Source organism: Amedibacillus dolichus DSM 3991 (assembly GCF_000154285.1).
Taxonomy (GTDB): domain Bacteria; phylum Bacillota_I; class Bacilli_A; order Erysipelotrichales; family Erysipelotrichaceae; genus Amedibacillus; species Amedibacillus dolichus.
On sequence record NZ_DS483474.1, the window covers coordinates 1 to 21,189 of the forward strand.

The window sequence follows — 21,189 nt, forward strand, 5'->3', positions numbered from 1 at the left end:
AATCATGCTATACTAAAGACAAAGGAAAGGTTGGTGAGGAAGCTAATGGAAAAGCATGAGAAATTCAAAGATGATGAAGGATTGTGGTCGCTGGCAATGTCAAGGCAGATGGCAGAGTGGAGAGAGAAGAACAATCTGTTGGATAGCTATGATGAAGGCAAACAGAAGGGGTTAGAACTTGGCACTTTGAATTTATTGGCCATGCAAATCAAACAGAAATTCGCTATTGATGCAAAGGAATGGTTATCCACCTTAAGCCTATCTCAGCTATACGAGCTTTCCAATCAGCTTCTTACCTGCGATACTTGGGAAGAACTACAGCAGCACATGCATTAACCATATTCTTATATTCTCAAAAAGGTGAATCACAATGCAAATTCACCTTTTTTATAACTATTCAAGACCTCTTTCATCGCATTAACCTTATCCATAAGCACTTTTTCTACTATCAAAAAAGCCGAAAAGCTATTTTCATACTATAACGCTCTACGATAAATTTCTTTCACATCTTCCTTACTTAATGCCACATAGGCCTTTGATAAGGAAGCACTTGCTTTTTCTGCCATGACATCAAAATGTGTTTCATCACAAATTCCAACCTCACGCAGTGTCATAGGAAGCTTCATTGCCTCAAAATATGCCTTTGTTTTTTGAATAGCCTCTTTCGCAATAGCATAAGCATCTTGATTTGCAGCAATACCCCATACATTCACTCCATACGCCTTGAATTTTTCTACTGTTTGATCATTCAATACATACTCCATCCAATGCGGTGTCAATATTGCCAAACCAACTCCATGCGTAATATCATAATAAGCACTCAGCTGATGCTCCATCGGGTGTACGCTCCATTGTACGACCTTTCCTAATTTAATAAAGTTATTGATTGCCCAACTGCTTGCCCACATCAAATTTGCACGAGCTTCGTAATCTTCAGGATTTTCAATCGCCTTTACCCCAAATTCAATACAGGTCTTTAAAAGTCCCTCTGCCATGCGATCTTGCATAAAGCCTTCCACATTGGAAAAATAACATTCTAAAATATGCGACATGATATCGGCAGTTCCTGCTGCTGTTTGATAGGCTGAAACACTGAAAGTATAGCTTGGATCAAGAATACTTGCCTTTGGTCGCATATCCTCATGCGAAGTACCGATTTTATCATTTGTTTCTAAATTACTAATAACCGCAAAGGTATCCATTTCCGAACCGGTTGCCGCTAATGTCAGAATGGATACAATCGGCAATACACTTACAATCTTACTTGGATCTAACACAATATCCCAAGCATCACCCTCATAGCTTACCGCTGCGGCAATAACCTTCGCACAATCAATTGTAGAACCTCCGCCAATCGGAAGCACTACTTCAATACCCTCCTTACGACAAAGCTCTACCCCTTTGCGAACAGTTGTAATACGTGGATTGGGCTCTACTCCGGATAATTCATGATAGCTAATTCCATTTGCTTGAAAGATATCGGTTACTGCATCGTAAATACCATTGCGTTTAATACTTCCTCCACCATATACAAGCAGTACGCTTTTCCCATAGGCAGAAACAATATTCGCGATATGACGAACCTGTCCTTTCCCAAAATAAACCGTTGTCGGTACGGAATAAACAAAATTTTCCATTCTCTTATCCTCCTTCTTTAATTATCTTTATTATACTACCAAGCAAGAAATATTAAATAAGAATTCCATTGCAGTGATCAATTTCATGCTGAATAATTTGTGCTGTAAAACCCTTATAGCTTTTAATTTTCAGTTTCATATCGGTATCATAATATTGCACCTTAATCTGTGGATAACGCTTTGCTTCCCGCTCCCCTGCAAGTGATAAGCAACCCTCCATCACTCGATAAGCAATACCACTCGTTTTTATAATTACGGGATTCAACATCACCTCATATTGTCCGCTTTCCTTATTCAAAAAAGCAATGATACATTTCTGCACACCAATCATATTGGCTGCCATACCAACACATTGCATCGCGTTGGCCTTTAAGGTATCCAGCAAATCATCAGCGATTCCTTTATCTTCCTTAGTCGCCGGTAAGCTTTTCATTTGCAAAAACAATTCATCTCGCATTATATCTTTTATCATCTTTCATTTTCCTTTCCGTTTTCTATCAACAGTATAGCATCGAATGCTTCTATCGTCATGTATTTCTTCATCAAAAAACCGGCTCTTCCCGCCGGCTTTGCTTAATTTGGATTTTTGGTAATCGACAATACACGATATCCGCTTGCATTCAGATCCTTTTCTAAGGCATCGGTTTGAAAAGTATTGATACGAATGATCAAATCGGAATAGCCATTGTGCTGGGAATAAACACCTAAATGTGTAATATTACAATTATTGCGTTTAAAAATATCGGAAACATCTCCAATCGTTCCTAGTTCATCTTTTACCTCAACACATACACGACTACCACTTTCACGATACCCTAAGATATCCAAAAAGGCGCTTAAAACATCATTGCTAGTCAGGATTCCGACAACCTCATTGGCATCGTTTACGACCGGCAAGCAACCAATGTCATGTTTAAACATAACAAGCGCTGCATCTTCAAGAAAACGGTCCTCATGAATCGTAATCACATCACGAATCATGATGGCATCGACACTTGTCTTTGAAAGCAAGTAATTTAATTCATAAATGCTTAAGCTAGTTGCTTTGGTTGCTCCTTGCTTACTGATCATGCTCTCCGTTACTAAGCCTACCAGCTTTTTACCGCTAACAACCGGAATACGATGCAGCTCTCTGTCATTCATGATATCAACAACCTCACTGATTTTGCTATTGACATCAATACAGACCGGATTTTTTGTCATTCGATTTTTTACATACATGCTCTTATCCTCCCAAATATGCCTTCTGAATGTCTGAACTTTCAATCAGCTCGGCACCTGTACCACTCATTACGATTTTTCCTGTTTCCATTACATAGCCACGATCGGCAATCGACAATGCCATCTTTGCATTTTGTTCCACCAATAATACAGTCGTTCCTTCGGCATTGATATCCTTGATGATTTGAAAGATCTCTTTAACCAAAATCGGCGCTAACCCCATGCTTGGCTCATCTAGCAATAAAATCTTCGGTCTTGCCATCAAGGCTCTGCCCATCGCAAGCATCTGTTGTTCTCCACCGGAAAGCGTGGAAGCATCTTGATTGCTGCGTTGCTTTAAAATCGGAAATCGTTGATAAATATTATTTAAATCCTCTTTAATGCCTTCTTTATCTTTGCGTAAATAGGCACCGATGATCAAATTTTCATATACGCTCATTCCCGGAAAGATATGTCTGCCTTCGGGAACCTGTGTAATTCCTTCCTTTACGATATTTTTAGCACTTGTTTTATTCAAAGAATGTCCAAGAAAAATAATATCCCCACTTGTTTTCTTCAAAAGTCCGCTGATACTGTGTAAAAGAGTCGTTTTTCCTGCACCGTTTGCGCCGATCAAACTGACAATCTCGCCTTCCTTTACTTCCATAGATACGTCCTTTAAGGCATGGATAACACCATAATGGACATTTAAATCCTTAACCTCTAACATCTTAAATATCCTCCCCTAAATACGCCTTAATAACGCGCTTATCCTGCTTAATCACTTCCGGAATTCCATTTGCGATACATTTTCCGTAATCCAATACATAAATGCGTTCACATATTGTCATAACCAATGACATATCATGTTCAATTAACACGATCGTAAGATTGTATTGCTCCTTAATTTGATGAATCAGCTTTGTTAAATCGGCAGTTTCCTGTGGATTCATTCCGGCTGCCGGTTCATCTAAAAACAAAATCTTCGGTTCTGTTGCTAAGGCTCTGGCAATCTCTAAGCGACGTTGTTCTCCATAAGGCAGATTTTTTGCTTTCTCATTACGTTTTTCATAAAGATTGACAACCTTTAATAAATCCTTAGCACGCTCCTTTACTAATGCTTCCTCACGATAAAAGGCAGGTGTTCTGAAAATTGCCTGTAAGCTTCCATAATGAATGTTTTTATGCATAGCAATCTTCACATTGTCAAGAACACTTAACTCCTTAAATAGACGAATATTCTGAAATGTTCTGGCTAGCCCCAAACGTGTAATAATATATGGCTTTAAACCACCGATCTCTTTCATCGCTCCATCTACATTTAACTGAATGCTTCCCTCACTTGGCTCATAAACACCGGTCAATAAATTAAATAGGGTCGTTTTTCCTGCTCCGTTAGGACCGATCAAACCAATCAATTCTTTTTCATTGATTTCCATATTTACATTGGAAACGGCGCATAACCCGCCGAAGTTTTTTGTTAAACCGCTAACCTTCAACAAGCTCATACTACTTCGCCTCCTTTTTTCGCTGAAACCTTTTCAAGATTGCAGAGAAGGTAAATTCCTTGGTACCGAAAATGCCCTTTGGACGAAATACCATAATCAACACCAAAGCCGCACCGTAAATAATCATACGAATATCCGCAAACTGCTGTAAGAACATATTGATAAAGCCAATCACAATAGCTGCTAATACCGATCCGGTAAAGCTTCCCATACCCCCGAATACAACAAGGATCAAAATATCTACGGATTTGGTCCATGTGAATAAATCCGGTTTTACAACATAGAAGTTACAAGCATACAGGGCACCTGCCAATGCCGCAATCATTGCGCCAATCACAAAAGCAATCGTTTTATATTTCGTAGTATTGATTCCCATAGCTTCACTTGCAATCTCATCTTCACGAATCGAGATACAAGCACGCCCCGGTGCACTCAAGCCGAAGTTTAAAATAACGATCATGGAAAGCACGATACAACCAAACAAAACCGGCCAGCTTGTCAGCTTCGGAATTCCAAATAAACCGGCAGCTCCGTTGGTAATTGTCATATTTAATACTACGATACGTACAATTTCGGAAAAGCCTAAGGTTGCAATTGCCAAATAATCTCCCTTTAAGCGTAGAGTCGGAATGGCTACGATCAAGGCAACCACCGCACTGATTGCCGCTCCGATGATTGCACCTAAAGCAAGCCCCATTAAGGTTGGATTGCTTTTCGTAACAATAGCTGCCGCATAGGCACCGATACACATAAAGCCGGCATGTCCCAAAGAGAACTGTCCGGTTACACCGATAATCAAATTTAGGGATACAGCCAATATAATGTTAATTCCGATTGTATAAATGGTTGTCTGATAATATGCGTTAATGATGCCTGTCTGCATCGCAATGCTCATGATTACAAAAATGCCGATAATGGTTAGCAGCCAACATAGATTTGTTTTACTAAACATATTCTTCATACGCTACACCTTCTCTTTCACATTCTTACCAAGTAAGCCGGCAGGCTTAATAATCAAAATCAAAATCAAAATTGCATATACAACCGCATCTTTGTATAGAGAGCTTCCATACGCCGTAACAAGCGACTCTACAATTCCGATAAAGAAACCACCAAACATTGCTCCCGGTAAAATTCCGATACCGCCGAATACCGCTGCCACAAACGCTTTGATACCGGGAACCATTCCCATCAAAGGATTGATCGTATTATAGTACATACCGACCAATACGCCACCTGCACCGGCAAGCGCTGAGCCAATCGCAAATGTATAGGAAATCGTTGCATCAACATTGATTCCCATTAGTTTTGCGGCATCGGCATCAACGGAAACCGCACGCATGGAACGTCCCACCTTTGTTTTTTTAACAACAAAAGTTAAAATCAACATCAATACGATAGTAATCGCAAAAATATAAATTTGTTGGAGCTGAATATGCAAGCCGAAGATTGTAAAAGCTTCATTGCTTAAGGTGGTCGGATAGGTCTTTACTCCCGGCCCCATAATTTTCTGTGTAGAATACTCCAAGAAATAGCTCACACCGATTGCGGTAATCAATGCCGCAATTCGCGTAGCATTACGCAGCGGCTTATAGGCAATGCGCTCGATAACCACACCGAGAACCGCACAAAATGCCATTGCCACAAGCAGTGCAAGAAAGAAATTCAAATGAAATTGTGAAATTGCCAGAAAGCCGACATACGCTCCCAGCATATAAATATCCCCATGTGCAAAGTTAATCAGCTTGATGATTCCATATACCATGGTATATCCAAGTGCGATCAATGCATAAATGCTGCCAATCGACAATCCATTGATTAGCTGTTGAAAAAATTGTGTCATACCTTCACTCCCCATCGTTTGATATATCTTCTAATTATGGAAAATAGGAGGAAGCCGTTTCCTCCTATTTTGCTAGCCCTCATTTTATTTATTTGGATCTACCTTAACAGCATCGCTTTGTACGCCATTAACCAATTTTACAACCAATACATCTTTGGTTGGTGTATGTGTTTTATCAAAGGTAAAGGAGCCTGTAACACCATTAAATTTCATGGAATCAAGTGCTTCTTTAGCAGCGTCCATATCCTTCTTGCCTGCCTTTTCATAAGCCTCGATCATAACATTGGTTGCATCGTAAGCAAGTGCTGAGAACATACTAGGTTCTTCACCGTACTCTTCCTTATATGCCTCAATGAAAGCTGTTAGTTCATCACTTGCATTGACCGTTGTATAAGCAGTAGTAAAATAAACATCATTCAGATTTTCAGCACCTGCAAGTTTCACAAGATCACTGGAATCAAAGCCATCCCCACCGATGATCGGAACATCAATGCCAAGGCTTCGAGCCTGTTTAATGATCAAACCTACTTCATTGTAATATCCGGGAATATAAAGAACATCGAAATCCATATCCTTAATCTTTGTTAATTGAACATTGAAATCCGTGTCCTTTTCCGCATAATTTAATTCCGTAACGATCTCTCCGCCTTTTTCCTTAAACTTCTTCTTAAATGATTTTGCCATTCCTTTTGCATAATCATTGCTTGAATCGGAAAGCATTGCCGCTTTACGTTTACCTAAATTGTCATAGGCGAATACTCCCATCGCTGCTCCCTGTGTGTTATCTTCAAAGCAAACACGATAGACGTAATCATAAACCTTTCCATTGTTCATCGTTGCTCCATTCGCTGTTGCTGACGGAGATACCACCAAAACCTTGCTGTCATTTGCGACCTGATAGGTTGCTAAGGAATTTCCTGATGTTGCCGGACCTACCATACCATCAACCCCATCACTTGTTGCCAGCTTGGTTGCCAATGCCGTTGCCTCCTCAGCAGCTGATTTATTATCACCCTCAACAATTTCATATTTGAATTTATGCTCACTGTTTTCATTCGCCTGCTTAATTGCTAATTTCGCACCGTTATACTCTGTTGTTCCATAGTTCGCAACATTTCCCGTCAATTCAAAGTTCATACCAATACGAATTGTATTTTCATCTCCTCCACCGGAGCCACCATCACCACAACCGGCTAGTGTAGTAAGCGCCATACATGACACCGCTGTCATTGCTACCAATTTTTTAAAGCTTCCCATACCATTCTCTCCTTCCACTTTCAAATGATATATCCATTATAATCAAATCATTTTCTATTTTCAATAACTTTTCACAAAGTTTTCACATATTTTCCATTTTTATTACATAATTTTTCTGTAAATATATTTCATGCTTTAGGAACCATCTTTTATAAGATATCTAAGCACTTTTTTATGTCGGAGAAAAAGAAAAGGAAAGTCTCCTTATCCTGCATAGCAATCATACAGAATAAGAAGGCTTCCCCGTTTTGCAAGAATTATAAAATTTGTTACAACCCCAAAAGCATTGTCCAAAAGCTTGTAAAAGCTTCCATAATAATTCCTCTTGCATGAATCAGCGGTCCATCAAGAACACCTAATGCCAGTAAGAAGAATACCAAATACATAAAATAGTTTTCATAACGCATTAGCTTAAAGTAATTTTCTTCACTTAAAATACCCGCTAAAATCTTTGAACCATCTAATGGCGGAATTGGAATAAGATTAAAAACCGCTAAACCGATATTCATCTGTGCCAATATAACAAGCATTTGAAAAATATAGTTTATGATGGTTGAAGAAAGCACCCCTTGTGGATAAAATCGCAGTATCAGACAATATCCCATGATAGATAAAAAAGCCAAAATAAAATTTGCAAACGGTCCGGCAAGCGCAGTCCACATCATGCCTTCTTTTTTATTGCGATAAAAATAAGGATTTACCTGCACCGGTTTTGCCCACCCGAAGCCGAAAAACAATAAGCAAATCGTACCGAAAGGATCTAAATGTTTAAGTGGGTTTAAAGTCATTCTTCCCGCAGAGTTTTGGGTAATATCTCCCATTTTATAAGAAACAAAAGCATGGGCTGCCTCATGCACAGATAAGGATATAACAACAGCCGGTAAAATATAAATTAAATCCGAAAGAAACTGTTGAAGATTAAAATGAAACATCACGATTCCTCCTCAATACTAATAGTATCAGTATATCATATTTCATACATAAGGAAAACTTATAAATCATTCAATGCCGGGCTCTTGCTTGTTATATAGAAATCATGCAAGCAATTTGTGCATATAGCCCTATCGTTTTGAAATCATCAATTTGAACAATATATATATATATACTACAAGCTTTGATAATAAAAAGTACGGCTGTACCGTACCTTTTATTCCTTGATTGTATTTAATTAAGCTTTACCAGCAGAACCGAATTGTTCCATCATTGCAACAACTTTAGCCTGAATTGCATCTGCACCTGGTTTAAGCAGTTTACGAGGATCGTATCCTTTACCTTCTAAATCTTTACCAGCTTCGATATATTTACGAGTAGCTGCTGCAAATTCCAACTGAAGTTCCGTATTTACATTGATCTTAGAAACACCCAAAGAGATTGCTTTAGCAACCTGCTCAGCAGGAATACCTGAACCACCGTGCAATACAAGTGGCTTACCGTTTGTACTTTCCTGAATTTCTCCAAGACGATCAAAGTTCAAGCCTGCCCAATCTGCAGGATATTTACCATGGATATTACCAATACCTGCTGCTAAGAAATCAACACCTAGGTTGGCGATTGTAGCACATTCTGCAGGATCTGCCAATTCACCCATAGAAGTAACACCGTCTTCTTCACCGCCGATGCCACCAACTTCACATTCAATAGAAATTCCTTTTGAGTGAGCCAATTCGATCATTTCTTTTGATTTTTCTAGGTTTTCTTCAAATGCATAGTGAGAACCATCGAACATTACAGAAGTAAATCCTGCTTCGATGCAAGCCTTTGCACCCTCATATGAACCATGGTCAAGGTGTAATGCTACCGGAACTGTAATTCCTAGGTAATCATGGATTTCCTTTACCATAGCTACAACGTTTTTAAATCCACACATGTATTTTCCTGCACCTTCGGAAACACCTAACATAACCGGTGATTTTGCTTCTTCGGCAGCAAGTAAAATAGCTTTTGTCCATTCCATGTTGTTGATGTTGAATGCTCCGACTGCATAATGACCTGCATGAGCTTTTTCAATCATTTCTTTTGCTGATACTAATGCCATATAAATAAGTCCTCCTTATATTCATATACATTATTATTCTACTTCATTTTTACTTTTTTGAAAAGGTTATTTTGCTTTTTCTATCTGCTATTTTAAAAAAAGAGCATCTTTTAACAGACACTCTCCATATCCTTAATATTCTTCGTCCTTATCCTTCTTCTCAGCTTCATCACTTTCATCGAAGTCATCGCCTTCATCATCATTTTCATCAATCATCAGATCATCGGTATCAACAACAACCTCACTGAAGGTATGACGCTCACGTAAATCCCATTTATTTTCACCAATGTTTACAAAGCGGTCATCTAAGGAAAGATCGCTGTAAAACTGAGCGATATTATCCTCCTCCTGTGCTTTGGTAAAGCCCATTTCCTGACTTACCTCTTCCCATAGTTTAAGAAATACCAATGCTTTTTTCTTGCTGTTTAGCTGATCAAAAGCAACATCTATCATAGCTTTTTTCATCAATCCTTGCCTCCTACATTTTTTCCGTTGCTTCCACACCGATAAATGCCAATGCATTCTTCAACGTAATTTTCGTTGCCTTAAGCAGTGCAATACGCTGTGCACTCAGTGCTTCATTGTTCATATCAATAACCTTGCAGGCATTGTAAAAGCTGTGGAAGTGTTGTGCTAACTTCTGTACATAGTTGCATACACGATGCGGTGCACGATACTTCGCAGCATCGCTGACAACTCCGCTAAATTCATTGATATACTTCATCAATGCGATTTCTTTTTCATGCGTTAATAACTCATAAGACTGCGCCGGTGCTAATTGCGGAGCTTGTCTTAAAATAGAACAAATTCTCGCATGGGCATATTGTGCATAATACACCGGATTATCATTGCTCTGTTTTCTTGCAAGTCCTAAATCAAAGTCAAAATGTGTATCTACCGCACGCTGAACAAAGAAATAACGAACAGCATCAACGCCTACCTCATCGCAAAGCTCACGAATCGTAACGGCATTGCCCAAACGCTTGCTCATTTTTACTTCTTCTCCGTTTTCAACTAAGCGCACCATTTGGATAATATCCACTTGCAGCTTATCCGGATCGTTGCCCAATGCTTCAATGCTGGCCTTTAAACGTGGAATATATCCATGATGATCTGCCCCAAGCAAATCCACCAACAAATCAAAGCCACGATCCAACTTATCCTTATGATATGCAATATCCGGAACTAGATATGTATAAGAGCCATCTTTTTTTCTTAATACACGATCCTTATCATCACCGAATTTTGTTGTCGCAAACCATAAAGCGCCATCTTCCTCATAGGTTAAGCCCTTTTCATGCAGCTGTGCTAGTGCAGTTTCCACCTTACCGGCATCACGTATCGCCTGCTCACTGCTCCATACATCGAAATGTACACGGAAATAATCCAAATCCCGTTTAATTTTATTTAATTCAAATTCAATTCCCTTTTCCTTAAAAAATTTCAGATTGGCATCGTTTTCTTCTGCATAAGCCTCTCCATATTCCTTCGCTAACGCAATGGCAATCTTCTTCACATCTTCTCCATGATAGCCATCTTCAGGAAGGGTAAAGTCCATACCCAAATATTCCCGATAACGTGCCTGTAAAGACAAGCCCAAGTTAATGATCTGATTTCCTGCATCATTCACATAATACTCGCGGCATACATCATACCCACTGGCCTTCATAAGTCTTGTAATGCTATCTCCCCATGCCGCACCGCGCGCATGTCCTAAATGCAAATCTCCGGTTGGATTGGCAGAAACATATTCCACATTCACCTTTTGTCCTTTACCGGTTTCGTTTTCCCCATAGTGATCACCTGCTTCTAATACACGTGCAATGATTTCAGCCATTGAGGTCTTACGAATGACAAAGTTGATAAATCCCGGGCCGGCAATTTCACAGCTTTCAATATTTGCTGCATCGTGATCTAAATGTTCAATAATTCCCTGTGCAATAACACGTGGGTTATTCTTTAATATTCTGGTTAGCTGCATTGCCATATTCGTAGAATAATCGCCATGACTTAAATCTCTTGGAATTTCAATAACGATATCTTCTGCAACTAACTCTACATCAAACGCTTTTTTCGCTGCTGCCGCAAGCGCCTGCTTCAATCCGCTTTCTATTTGATTCATGAAAAATCCTCCTTCAGTTCCCAAACGATCCGTATGCAATCGATGATTTCATGATTTTGCATCACATCATATTCAATAAATATAATATTTTCGCTCTGTATATATTTATGCGTATACAATTCAAATTCCAACAAGCCAAATTCTGACATAACCTTTCCCTTAGTTTCTTCTAAGGGGCGAAAGCAATGTGTACTTTCCACATCACTGCTGCGCTTAATAAAAAGATCTGTCTCATTCGCCAACACCTCCACACAAGCGTTGGTTCCCTTTTCGTTATATGTAAAGCTTTGACCTGTATCACTCTGTTTTCTTTCAATCATTCCTTGATACAGCACGGTTTTTTCTTTGGTTGTTAAAGAATGCTGTACCGCCTGCATATAGGCCTTCATTTGCATCACCACATATTTACCATGAGCATTATAACAGAATTATCACAGCGTTCAAGCCTTTTTGATTATATTTTTTTAAAGATTTTATGATATTTTCAAGAACATACCAATTAGCACCCGTTTCCTTAACAAATTCCATACATTTTAGCATCTATTATATTTCACTTTTATAATAAAAATATGCATTATCAATATTATAAAAGTAGAATATAAACGCAAATCTACGTTATTTTCAAGCGTTTTGATATAACAAAAAACCATGCTTCCAGTTCTATTTCATTTGATCTCTTTCTTCTTCTTTCACAAAAATAAGTCTGCTTTCTCTCCACTCATAACAAAAACTCTTCCTTATATTATATATAGCAAGCTTCCATCTCTTGTATTCTATCTCCTTCCACACTACTCTTCCTTATAATATATATAGCATACATTTTTTACTTTCCTATTATCCTATTTTTTAAAAGATGGAAAATCATCAAAAATACGCTTACTACACTATCTATATTTTTATAATATTCTACTTTTATAATAATATCTTTTGCTTTTATTTAGACTCTTTTTTTCCATTCGCATCATAATTCCATCTGATAATTGTTTAAAAAGAATGGAATGGTTCACACTAAGGAAAAAGAAGGTGTGTCTATGAAGCTGTGGAAGCGTGTTTTATTAACTGTCATTTTTATCTTTCTTTCCCTTTACTGTCTCCTATATGGCTATGCGCTTTTCCATCATTTATCCCTTGATGAGCAACGTAAAAACATTACCCTATACGATATCAACGGTGAAGTCTTATATGAATCCAATTTTAAAAAAAATATGAGTTGGACACCACTCGAGGATATTCCGCAATTTTTACAAGATGCTGTTGTTAGTGTTGAGGATAAGCGTTTCTACACACATGCCGGAATTGATCCGATCCGTATCACCAAGGCACTTGCCCAAAACATAGCACATGGCCATATCGTCGAAGGCGGCTCCACCATTACGCAGCAATATGCTAAAAACTTATTTTTGACAAACGAGCAAACACTTGTTCGCAAGATGCATGAGCTGTTATATGCGATGCGTTTGGAAATGCAATATAGCAAACAGGAAATCCTCGAAGGCTATCTAAATACTGCCTACTTCGGTCATGGCATTTATGGAATACAAGCAGCTGCCGATTATTTCTTTAACACCTCTCTCGATCAACTTACCATTGCACAAAGTGCTATGCTCATCGGTATCCCAAACGGTCCAAGTCTTTACTCTCCCTTCTTAAACCCCAAGCTTGCGAAAGAACGCCAAACGCTGATTCTTGATGTATTGGAGCATAATCATGTAATTACCCCGCAACAAAAAAAGTTCGCCTTAAGCGAGAATATCCGACTATCCACCAAAACTGACACCAAGCTTGCCGGCATGGAACAATACTACGTCGATGCGGTCTTACAAACATTAAACCAAATGGACATTGACTTTCAAAAGGAGGTTCATGTTTATACATACTATGATCCTTCCATTCAACAAGCATTGGATCAATCCATTAAGGCCTATACTACTTATGAAGATGAAATCGAGGTAGCCGCAATTATCACGCAGCCCTTTAGTGGCAATGTATTGGCAATGGCAGGTGGAAAAGATTACACCCTTTCACAATATAATCGTGCTATGTATTCCTCACGACAAGTCGCAAGCACCATCAAGCCACTTTTATATTACTGTGCTCTACAAAACGGCTTTACCCCTACCTCTACATTTTTATCACAACCAACCACCTTTCATGGCGAAGATGGGGAAGAATATGCACCTACCAATTATGACAACCTCTATGCCAACGATGAAATCACCATGATCAATGCCTTAGCTTTAAGTGATAACATCTATGCGGAAAAGATGCATTTGTTTTTAGGTATGCAAACCCTCCATGAAGCACTGCTCGATTTTGGCATTACCCAATCCCAGCCATCTCCTTCCCAAGCATTGGGAACCGTAAATATGTCCCTATTGGAGTTAAGTCGTATCTATAACACCTTTGCCGGTGAAGGCTTGTATATCAAGCCTGCCTTGATTTCCAAGATCAGCAGTCCCGATGGAATTCAATATGAGCGCAAGATCACACCTAAGCGATTATTAGATCGTGATGAAACCCTAGTCTTAAATCAAATGCTGACAGCTACCTATGACCTTGCGAACAAATCCTATAACTGGCCAAGCATGTATGGCTATCAGCCAAAGGTAACAACAGCAGTAAAATCCGGTACAAGCGATTGGGATTCCTTGGTCATCGGCTACAATCCCGAATATACGGTAGGTGTATGGAGCGGTTTCGATGATAACCGCACTCTTGATAAACAATACTACTCACTCAGTAAACGCATCTATCAAAACACCTTCAACCTGCTATATGAGAAGCGAAAGGGTGTTTGGTATGAGCCAAGCAATCGAATCATCGAAAAACGAATCAACCCGATTTCCGGAGCAGAAATTTCAAACGGATCTGTATATTGGTTTTTACCCTCTTAGCAATCCTCACTACATACACTGAAAAGTGCAAGGCTATCCTAAAACCATCAAAAAATCAAAAAAATTAAAAATTTTTTCGTTCCTTACCAAAAGTGCGTTTAACCCCCTAAATTAAAAGCTCTGCGGCAAATCGACAACGACTTGAAAACTTACGAAAATGAAAGTTTTGAATTTTTAAGGGTTGCATAAAATCGGGGGCTTTGTTACAATGAGAACGTTGAGTCGAGGTGATTTGATGAATTTTATTGAAAAAAACACAAAAAAAGTAGCGCTGTTTGTCTGTTTGGCAACTGCAGCTTCTGGTATAACAACAGTATTTGCGGCACAAGATGCTGCGGGGTGGCATGGGAAAGGTGCTGATCGTATCTACAAGGTAGACGGGTTGGCAAAAGTAAACGCTTGGATTTTCGAATCTGACGGAACTTACTATGTTGATGCACTTGGACACCCAGTAACAAGTGAATTTAAGGTAATTGACGGTAAGACATATTACTTCAATGCAGAAGGTAAAAAAGTTAGCGGAACAACGATCATCGGCGGAAAGCGTTATTTCTTTGATAAGAATGGTGTACTTCCACTTGGGTGGTCTGAAGATAAAACAGCTTATTACAATGAATTTGGTGTTAAGTTAACCGGTATTCAGGTAATTGATGGCAAGACATACAACTTCGGTGATGCAGGTACTCTACAAAACGGTTGGAAAGATGTAAACGGAAAATCTGTTTATTTCCATAACGGAGAGCTTGCTTCCGGTGAAATTGTACTTCACGGTAAGAAATATAACTTCAATACAGATGGCACATTATCTAAAGGTTGGGTACGTGTCGGAGAAGAAAAAGCATATTATGATGATTACGGATATCGTATTCACGGTTGGAAAGAAATTGATGGCAAGAAATATTATTTCAACAAGGAAGGCTTTGCAGCTACTGATACAGAATACGCAGGATATTCTTTCGATTCTGACGGTGTAGCTAGCAAGATTGAAGAAAAAGAAGAAACAAGCAATGGGTTCGATACAGCTACAAGCGGAAGTATTCCGAACGCAAAAGGCGGTGTTGCAGCTGCAGCATTAGCACAGCTAGGTCGTTTTCAAGATTGCACAAGTCTTGTATCAAACGCTCTAGCAGCACAAGGAATTTACCATCACGGTTGGCCTGCATCTTATTTCTCATTAGGTACAGTAACCTCTGATCCTCAGCCAGGTGATTTGATTTACTATGCAAATGGTGGTACCGGTTTAGCACATATCGCTGTTTATATCGGTAATGGTCAAGCTGTACATGGTGGTTGGCAGGGAAATCAAACTGTCATCGCATCTGCTTACGTAGGTTCAGGACCAGTATTCATTCGTCTAAGATAAACCAAAAGAGAACGCATCTGTTCTCTTTTTTTATATATCTTTCCATCTTCTTTATAAGGTATAACGCAATTTCCTAACAATAAGTAATATTCTTATATAGCCTTTAGATAGAGTTCACTAAAACTATCCTCTAAAAGATATGTACAACATATACTCAAGATAGCCGAAAAATCATAAGAGTCAAAGAGTGAATATCACTTTTTGGACTCTTTTTCTTTCACTATTCAAAATATCCTTTGTAAATCACTGTTTTTATTCCGTATAAGCGATATTTACAAATTTTAGCGCTCATTCACAACAAATTCATTTTCACCTCTTAAATCAAAAATAAACACAATTTTAACAAAGTGTCCTCCTACCTTATCCAAATTCCTTATCTTGTTTAAGAACAAAGAACATAATCACAGGCATATTTTATATCCACATAGTATACAAATAGTTAATCTTTCATACTTCCAGCAATTATTTATCAATAACACTAAGACAATAAGATCTACATATAAAAAAAACGTATCAGCTTAAAACCGATACGTATATGCCATTAGGCAACTGTTTCTTTCCAAATATTAGCACCGATAGCTTGTAGCTTTTCGATAATATGCTCATACCCACGTTCAATATGATAAATATCATGAATGGTTGTTACCCCATCTGCAAGCAAACCGGCAATTACCAAGCAAGCTCCACAACGCAAATCGGTTGCGCAAACCTCTGTTCCCGATAACGGTGTTGGCCCTTCAATAAAGGAAGAAGCCTGCATGACATTGATATTCGCCCCCATTTTATTCAGCTCGTAGCAATGCTTAAAACGTTCGATATAAATGGTTTCCGTTACCATAGAATGACCCTGTGCCTGTGTTAAAAGTGCCGTTAAAGGCTGTTGAATATCTGTCGCAAAACCCGGATAAGGCAAGGTTTTAATATCCGTACCGATTAGCTTACTTATCCCTTTTACGCGAACACTATCTACATCGACTTCCATTTCCACACCGATTTCCTTTAGCTTTGATAATAAAGCCTCTAAATGATGAGGAATAATATTTTCAACAACCACATCTTCAGCAGCCGCAGCTGCCATCACAATATAGGTAGCCGCCTCAATACGATCCGGTATAATTTCATGGAAACAACCGCTCAGCTTTTCCACACCGTCAATAATGATCACATTGGTTCCTGCTCCACGAATATTGGCACCCATTTTATTCAACAGGGTTGCTACATCAATAATTTCCGGTTCCTTTGCCGCATTTTCAATCGTTGTTCTGCCCTTGGCATAAACCGCAGCCATCATGATGTTGATCGTTGCACCGACACTGGCAATATCCAAGAAAATCTCCGTTCCTACCAATTCCTTCGCATCTAAAACATAAGAGCCATGCTCATACTTTACCTCTGCTCCAAGGGCTTCAAAACCCTTTAAATGCAAATCAATCGGACGTGGTCCCAAATAACAGCCTCCCGGCATAAGAATTTCCACATGTCCATACTTTCCTAACAAAGCTCCCATAAAATAATAAGAAGCCCGAAGCTTATTGACAGCATCATGCGTTAATGGACGATTCACCATATCCTGTGGATCAATCACAATCGTATCAGAAGATCGAATATCGACAGCCACACCTAAAAAATCCAACAAAACAGATAAAGACTTTACATCGGAAATATCAGGGACATCACAAATCGTTACCGGTCCATTCGCTAAAATTGCTGCCGGAATCAACGCAACCGTTGCATTCTTAGAACCGCCGATACGCACCGTTCCCTTTAATTTATGTTTCCCTTCTATTTTAATGACGTCTTCCATTACGATTCTCCTCTCATCACCATTATTGTATTAAATTTATCATAACACTGTGCTATTTTCCAACAAAAAAAAGCACAGTAAAACATGCAAGACATTTGCATGTATATTATAAAGCATTTTCCCTCACATAGCTATAAATTTCGCTTTTTTCTTTCCGCTTCGTCAATTCCAAAATTTTGCAGATATTTCTTTTAAGATTTCTTACATTATCATTAGAAATCAGACCATAATTTTGATATAATAGAACAGGTTTAAAAGAGATAGATGGAGGGTTAACATGAAAAACGTCGCTTTCGACAATGCCAAGTATTTAAAGCTGCAATCCGAGCATATCTTAGAGCGCATCAGCAGCTTCGACAATAAGCTATATCTGGAATTCGGTGGCAAGCTGTTTGACGACCATCACGCATCTCGCGTACTTCCAGGCTTTCGGCCTGACAGCAAGCTGAAAATGCTGATGGAATTGAAGGATAAGGCAGAAATCGTAATCGCTGTATGTGCCAGCGATATTGAAAAAAATAAAATCCGCAGTGATATGGGAATCACTTATGATGTGGAGGTTTTGCGTCTTATTGATGCCTTCCGTGATTGCGGCATGTATGTCGGCAGTGTTGTCATTACACAATATGCCAACCAATGTGCTGCGGACAGCTTCAAAGCAATGCTGGAGCATTTGGGAATCCGTGTATTTGTACATTATATTATTCCGGGATATCCAAACAATATCCCATTGATCGTTTCTGATGAAGGACTTGGAAAAAACGAATATATCGAAACCACACGCCCGTTGGTAGTCATCACTGCTCCGGGACCCGGTTCCGGGAAAATGGCAACCTGCCTGTCCCAGCTTTACCACGAACATAAACGTGGTGTAAAAGCCGGTTATGCAAAATTCGAAACCTTCCCGATTTGGAACCTTCCTTTGAAGCACCCGGTGAATTTGGCTTATGAAGCCGCAACTGCCGATTTAAATGACATCAATATGATCGATCCGTTTCATTTGGAGGCTTATGGGGAAACAACCGTTAATTACAATCGTGATGTAGAGATATTTCCGGTTTTAAACGCTATGTTTGAGCGTATCTTAGGAAAAAGTCCTTATAAATCTCCTACCGATATGGGAGTGAATATGGTTGGCTATTGCATTTGTGATGATGAATGTGCCAAGCAAGCAAGCGTTGATGAAATCTTACGTCGCTACTACAAAGCGAAGGTCGATTATGTAAAAGGCTATACCGGCGAGGATACTATTCATAAAATTCAGATCATCATGTCGCAGGCCGATATTCAGTTAGAGCAAAGACGAGTTGTAGCTCCTGCTATTGCCAAGGCACAGGAAACCGGCGCTCCGGCAGTCGCAATCGAGTTGCCAGATGGACATATCGTTACCGGTAAAACGACTTCTTTATTAGGCGCAAGCTCCGCTGCCCTACTAAATGCCCTAAAGGAATTGGCACATATCAATGATGATATTCCGCTGATTTCTCCCAATATTATAGAGCCGATTCAAAAGCTAAAGGTAAATGCCTTGGGAAATCACAATCCGCGTTTACATACCGATGAAGTCTTGATTGCCTTAGCGATTTCCGCAACGACCAATCCGGTAAGCCACCACGCTTATCAAATGCTAGATCAATTAGCAAACTGTGAGGCACATAGCACTGTTATTTTATCCAGTGTCGATGCCAATACTTTTCGCAAGCTGCATGTTCACCTGACTTGTGAGGATAAATATCAAACCAAAAAATTGTATCATAATTAGCTCTCAGCTACTTGCTCCCTTAGGGGAGCTTTTTATATGAGCAAATAAAAAAAGAAGATCTATCCGAAGATAAATCCTCTGCAATCTTTAGAATAATCCGACAATATGTCCTTCCTCATTGATATCCATATTAAGTGCCGCAGGAGCTTTCGGTAAGCCCGGCATCGTTAATACCTTTCCGGTAAGGGCTACGATAAAACCTGCACCCAAAGATGGTCTTAACTCACGAACGGTAATACGGAAATTGGTTGGTGCACCATAAGCTTTGTCATTATCACTTAGGGACATCTGTGTTTTTGCCATACAAATCGGCATCTTATCCCAACCAAGTGTATTATATAAAGCAATCTGTTGCTGTGCTTCTTCCGTAAAATCCACACCGTCAGCACCATACACTACTTTAGCAATCGTTTCGATTTTATGCTCAATGCTGTCATTTACATCATATAGCGGTGCATAGCTATTTGGCTGATCACAAAGCTCTACCAATTGGTTTGCTAGATCAATAGCACCATCTCCACCTTTTGCCCATACCTGAGATAAGGACATTGCATGCCCATGCTCCTTACACCAATTTTGCAGTGCTTCTACCTCACTTGGCGTATCTGTTGCAAATTCATTGATGGCAATGATATATGGCAATCCAAAATGCTTCACCGTATCAATATGCTTTGCCAAATTCGCACAACCCTCTAACATAGCGTCAACATTTTCTTCCTTTAGATCCTCATAAGCAACTCCGCCATGCTGTTTCAAGGCACGAATCGTTGCGACAATAACCACTGCATTTGGCTTTAGTCCTCCAAATCGGCATTTGATATCCAAGAACTTTTCCGCTCCCAGATCTGCACCGAAACCGGCTTCGGTAACCGTATAATCCGCTAGCTTCAAGCAGGTCTTGGTCGCAAGAATAGAGTTGCAGCCATGGGCAATATTCGCAAAAGGACCGCCATGAATCAATACCGGATTATGTTCAAGTGTTTGTACCATATTCGGCTTGATCGCATCTTTCAGCACCATTGCCAAAGCACCCTCGATTTTCAAATCCTTCACATAGATCGGTTCGGATTTGGAATTGTAAGCGACAAGCATTTCGCCCAATCGGCGTTTTAGATCCATCAAGGAAGTGGACAGGCAAAGTACCGCCATTACCTCACTGGCAACGGTGATATTAAAGCCATCATGACGCTCTACCCCGTTTGCCTTCGGTCCTTGTCCGATTTCAATGGAGCGCAACGTACGATCGTTCATATCCAAGCAACGCTTCCATGCTACATGTTCAATATCAATATCCAATTCATTCCCCTGATGAATATGATTGTCCAAGCAGGCACTCACAAGATTATTGGCAGTCGTGATCGCATGCATATCACCGGTAAAATGCAGGTTGATATCCTCCATTGGTACAACCTGTGCATAGCCTCCACCGGCTGCACCACCCTTTAATCCGAAAACCGGACCAAGGCTTGGCTCACGTAAAGCAATCATCGTTTTCTTTCCGATTTTATTTAAGGCATCACCTAACCCGACAGTCGTTGTGGATTTTCCCTCTCCTGCCTTAGTTGGATTGATGGCAGTTACCAAGATCAGCTTTCCATCTTCCTTATTTTCATTGCGACGTAACAAGTCCAAGGAAACCTTAGCCTTATAATTTCCATAGTATTCTAAATCTTCTTCACCAATGCCGATTTTAGCGGCAACATCACGAATATGCTCTAATTTACATTCCTGTGCGATTTCTAAATCTGTCTTAAACATAGCAAC

The 21,189-nt window shown here is 39.5% G+C and carries 18 protein-coding genes and 1 pseudogene; 4 read left to right on the plus strand and 15 right to left on the minus strand.

The features are described from left to right. Nucleotides 1-336: pseudogene (locus EUBDOL_RS02995) on the plus strand (hypothetical protein); the annotation flags it as partial. 140 nt (nucleotides 337-476) lie between these two features. Here EUBDOL_RS02995 and EUBDOL_RS03000 read toward each other — a convergent pair. The 13 genes from EUBDOL_RS03000 to EUBDOL_RS03060 form a co-directional block, all read right to left on the minus strand. Further along, entirely contained in the window at nucleotides 477-1,637 is a 1,161-nt protein-coding gene (locus EUBDOL_RS03000) for an iron-containing alcohol dehydrogenase (protein ID WP_004798344.1), read from the minus strand. A 52-nt stretch (nucleotides 1,638-1,689) separates the two neighbouring features. After that, entirely contained in the window at nucleotides 1,690-2,109 is a 420-nt protein-coding gene (locus EUBDOL_RS03005) for a peptide deformylase (protein WP_004798346.1), read from the minus strand. Between the two features lie 101 nt (nucleotides 2,110-2,210). Further along, nucleotides 2,211-2,858, minus strand: coding sequence for a CBS and ACT domain-containing protein (locus EUBDOL_RS03010; protein ID WP_004798348.1), 648 nt, complete (start codon nucleotides 2,856-2,858; stop codon nucleotides 2,211-2,213). Between the two features lie 4 nt (nucleotides 2,859-2,862). Next, the gene (locus EUBDOL_RS03015; RefSeq protein WP_004798349.1) at nucleotides 2,863-3,567 is read right to left on the minus strand and encodes an ABC transporter ATP-binding protein; all 705 of its coding nucleotides are present in this window, start codon (nucleotides 3,565-3,567) and stop codon (nucleotides 2,863-2,865) included. A 1-nt stretch (nucleotide 3,568) separates the two neighbouring features. Further along, nucleotides 3,569-4,345: an ABC transporter ATP-binding protein gene (locus EUBDOL_RS03020; protein WP_004798351.1), complete on the minus strand. Its 777-nt coding sequence runs from the start codon at nucleotides 4,343-4,345 to the stop codon at nucleotides 3,569-3,571. A gap of 1 nt (nucleotide 4,346) precedes the next feature. After that, a complete protein-coding gene (locus tag EUBDOL_RS03025) occupies nucleotides 4,347-5,306 on the minus strand; it encodes a branched-chain amino acid ABC transporter permease (RefSeq protein WP_004798352.1) in 960 nt (319 codons plus the stop codon). Between the two features lie 3 nt (nucleotides 5,307-5,309). Further along, nucleotides 5,310-6,188: a branched-chain amino acid ABC transporter permease gene (locus EUBDOL_RS03030; RefSeq protein ID WP_040462985.1), complete on the minus strand. Its 879-nt coding sequence runs from the start codon at nucleotides 6,186-6,188 to the stop codon at nucleotides 5,310-5,312. 84 nt (nucleotides 6,189-6,272) lie between these two features. Next, complete coding sequence (locus EUBDOL_RS03035) at nucleotides 6,273-7,445, minus strand: ABC transporter substrate-binding protein (RefSeq protein ID WP_040462987.1); 1,173 nt, start codon at nucleotides 7,443-7,445, stop codon at nucleotides 6,273-6,275. 269 nt (nucleotides 7,446-7,714) lie between these two features. Beyond that, nucleotides 7,715-8,377, minus strand: coding sequence for a site-2 protease family protein (locus EUBDOL_RS03040; RefSeq protein WP_004798358.1), 663 nt, complete (start codon nucleotides 8,375-8,377; stop codon nucleotides 7,715-7,717). A gap of 236 nt (nucleotides 8,378-8,613) precedes the next feature. After that, complete coding sequence (gene fba, locus EUBDOL_RS03045) at nucleotides 8,614-9,480, minus strand: class II fructose-1,6-bisphosphate aldolase (RefSeq protein WP_004798360.1); 867 nt, start codon at nucleotides 9,478-9,480, stop codon at nucleotides 8,614-8,616. 132 nt (nucleotides 9,481-9,612) lie between these two features. Beyond that, nucleotides 9,613-9,945 carry a DNA-directed RNA polymerase subunit delta gene (gene rpoE, locus EUBDOL_RS03050; RefSeq protein ID WP_004798362.1) on the minus strand — a complete coding sequence of 111 codons (333 nt, stop codon included), beginning with the start codon at nucleotides 9,943-9,945 and terminating at the stop codon, nucleotides 9,613-9,615. Between the two features lie 13 nt (nucleotides 9,946-9,958). Next, nucleotides 9,959-11,602 carry an arginine--tRNA ligase gene (gene argS, locus EUBDOL_RS03055; RefSeq protein ID WP_004798364.1) on the minus strand — a complete coding sequence of 548 codons (1,644 nt, stop codon included), beginning with the start codon at nucleotides 11,600-11,602 and terminating at the stop codon, nucleotides 9,959-9,961. After that, nucleotides 11,599-11,991 carry a DUF1934 family protein gene (locus tag EUBDOL_RS03060; protein ID WP_040462989.1) on the minus strand — a complete coding sequence of 131 codons (393 nt, stop codon included), beginning with the start codon at nucleotides 11,989-11,991 and terminating at the stop codon, nucleotides 11,599-11,601. Before EUBDOL_RS03060 ends, argS begins: the two co-directional genes overlap by 4 nt. A 642-nt stretch (nucleotides 11,992-12,633) precedes the next feature. On the opposite strand from EUBDOL_RS03060, the gene EUBDOL_RS03065 reads away from it, so the two are divergent. Together EUBDOL_RS03065 and EUBDOL_RS03070 are read left to right on the plus strand one after the other, a co-directional pair. After that, nucleotides 12,634-14,496, plus strand: coding sequence for a transglycosylase domain-containing protein (locus EUBDOL_RS03065; protein WP_040462991.1), 1,863 nt, complete (start codon nucleotides 12,634-12,636; stop codon nucleotides 14,494-14,496). 235 nt (nucleotides 14,497-14,731) lie between these two features. Then, nucleotides 14,732-15,859, plus strand: coding sequence for an NlpC/P60 family protein (locus EUBDOL_RS03070; protein WP_040462993.1), 1,128 nt, complete (start codon nucleotides 14,732-14,734; stop codon nucleotides 15,857-15,859). Nucleotides 15,860-16,400: 541 nt separating this feature from the next. Here the strand turns inward: EUBDOL_RS03070 and EUBDOL_RS03075 are convergent. After that, nucleotides 16,401-17,663: a UDP-N-acetylglucosamine 1-carboxyvinyltransferase gene (locus tag EUBDOL_RS03075; protein ID WP_004798377.1), complete on the minus strand. Its 1,263-nt coding sequence runs from the start codon at nucleotides 17,661-17,663 to the stop codon at nucleotides 16,401-16,403. 277 nt (nucleotides 17,664-17,940) lie between these two features. Between EUBDOL_RS03075 and EUBDOL_RS03080 the strand changes: the two genes are divergently transcribed. Next, nucleotides 17,941-19,425, plus strand: a complete 1,485-nt coding sequence (locus EUBDOL_RS03080) for a DUF1846 domain-containing protein (protein ID WP_004798381.1) — start codon at nucleotides 17,941-17,943, stop codon at nucleotides 19,423-19,425. 87 nt (nucleotides 19,426-19,512) lie between these two features. Here EUBDOL_RS03080 and EUBDOL_RS03085 read toward each other — a convergent pair whose 3' ends face one another. Beyond that, on the minus strand, nucleotides 19,513-21,183 hold the full coding sequence (locus EUBDOL_RS03085) for a formate--tetrahydrofolate ligase (protein ID WP_004798383.1): 1,671 nt from the start codon (nucleotides 21,181-21,183) through the stop codon (nucleotides 19,513-19,515). Nucleotides 21,184-21,189: the final 6 nt, after the last annotated feature.

Coding starts and splice junctions, on each gene's coding strand:
- rpoE (WP_004798362.1), bottom strand. CDS start 9,945: ATGAAAAAAGCTATGATAGATGTTGCTTTTGATCAGCTAAACAGCAAG.
- EUBDOL_RS03020 (WP_004798351.1), bottom strand. CDS start 4,345: ATGAGCTTGTTGAAGGTTAGCGGTTTAACAAAAAACTTCGGCGGGTTA.
- EUBDOL_RS03025 (WP_004798352.1), bottom strand. CDS start 5,306: ATGAAGAATATGTTTAGTAAAACAAATCTATGTTGGCTGCTAACCATT.
- EUBDOL_RS03060 (WP_040462989.1), bottom strand. CDS start 11,991: ATGAAGGCCTATATGCAGGCGGTACAGCATTCTTTAACAACCAAAGAA.
- EUBDOL_RS03075 (WP_004798377.1), bottom strand. CDS start 17,663: ATGGAAGACGTCATTAAAATAGAAGGGAAACATAAATTAAAGGGAACG.
- EUBDOL_RS03065 (WP_040462991.1), top strand. CDS start 12,634: ATGAAGCTGTGGAAGCGTGTTTTATTAACTGTCATTTTTATCTTTCTT.
- EUBDOL_RS03030 (WP_040462985.1), bottom strand. CDS start 6,188: ATGACACAATTTTTTCAACAGCTAATCAATGGATTGTCGATTGGCAGC.
- EUBDOL_RS03010 (WP_004798348.1), bottom strand. CDS start 2,858: ATGTATGTAAAAAATCGAATGACAAAAAATCCGGTCTGTATTGATGTC.
- EUBDOL_RS03080 (WP_004798381.1), top strand. CDS start 17,941: ATGAAAAACGTCGCTTTCGACAATGCCAAGTATTTAAAGCTGCAATCC.
- EUBDOL_RS03035 (WP_040462987.1), bottom strand. CDS start 7,445: ATGGGAAGCTTTAAAAAATTGGTAGCAATGACAGCGGTGTCATGTATG.
- EUBDOL_RS03070 (WP_040462993.1), top strand. CDS start 14,732: ATGAATTTTATTGAAAAAAACACAAAAAAAGTAGCGCTGTTTGTCTGT.
- argS (WP_004798364.1), bottom strand. CDS start 11,602: ATGAATCAAATAGAAAGCGGATTGAAGCAGGCGCTTGCGGCAGCAGCG.
- EUBDOL_RS03000 (WP_004798344.1), bottom strand. CDS start 1,637: ATGGAAAATTTTGTTTATTCCGTACCGACAACGGTTTATTTTGGGAAA.
- fba (WP_004798360.1), bottom strand. CDS start 9,480: ATGGCATTAGTATCAGCAAAAGAAATGATTGAAAAAGCTCATGCAGGT.
- EUBDOL_RS03005 (WP_004798346.1), bottom strand. CDS start 2,109: ATGATAAAAGATATAATGCGAGATGAATTGTTTTTGCAAATGAAAAGC.
- EUBDOL_RS03040 (WP_004798358.1), bottom strand. CDS start 8,377: ATGTTTCATTTTAATCTTCAACAGTTTCTTTCGGATTTAATTTATATT.
- EUBDOL_RS03085 (WP_004798383.1), bottom strand. CDS start 21,183: ATGTTTAAGACAGATTTAGAAATCGCACAGGAATGTAAATTAGAGCAT.
- EUBDOL_RS03015 (WP_004798349.1), bottom strand. CDS start 3,567: ATGTTAGAGGTTAAGGATTTAAATGTCCATTATGGTGTTATCCATGCC.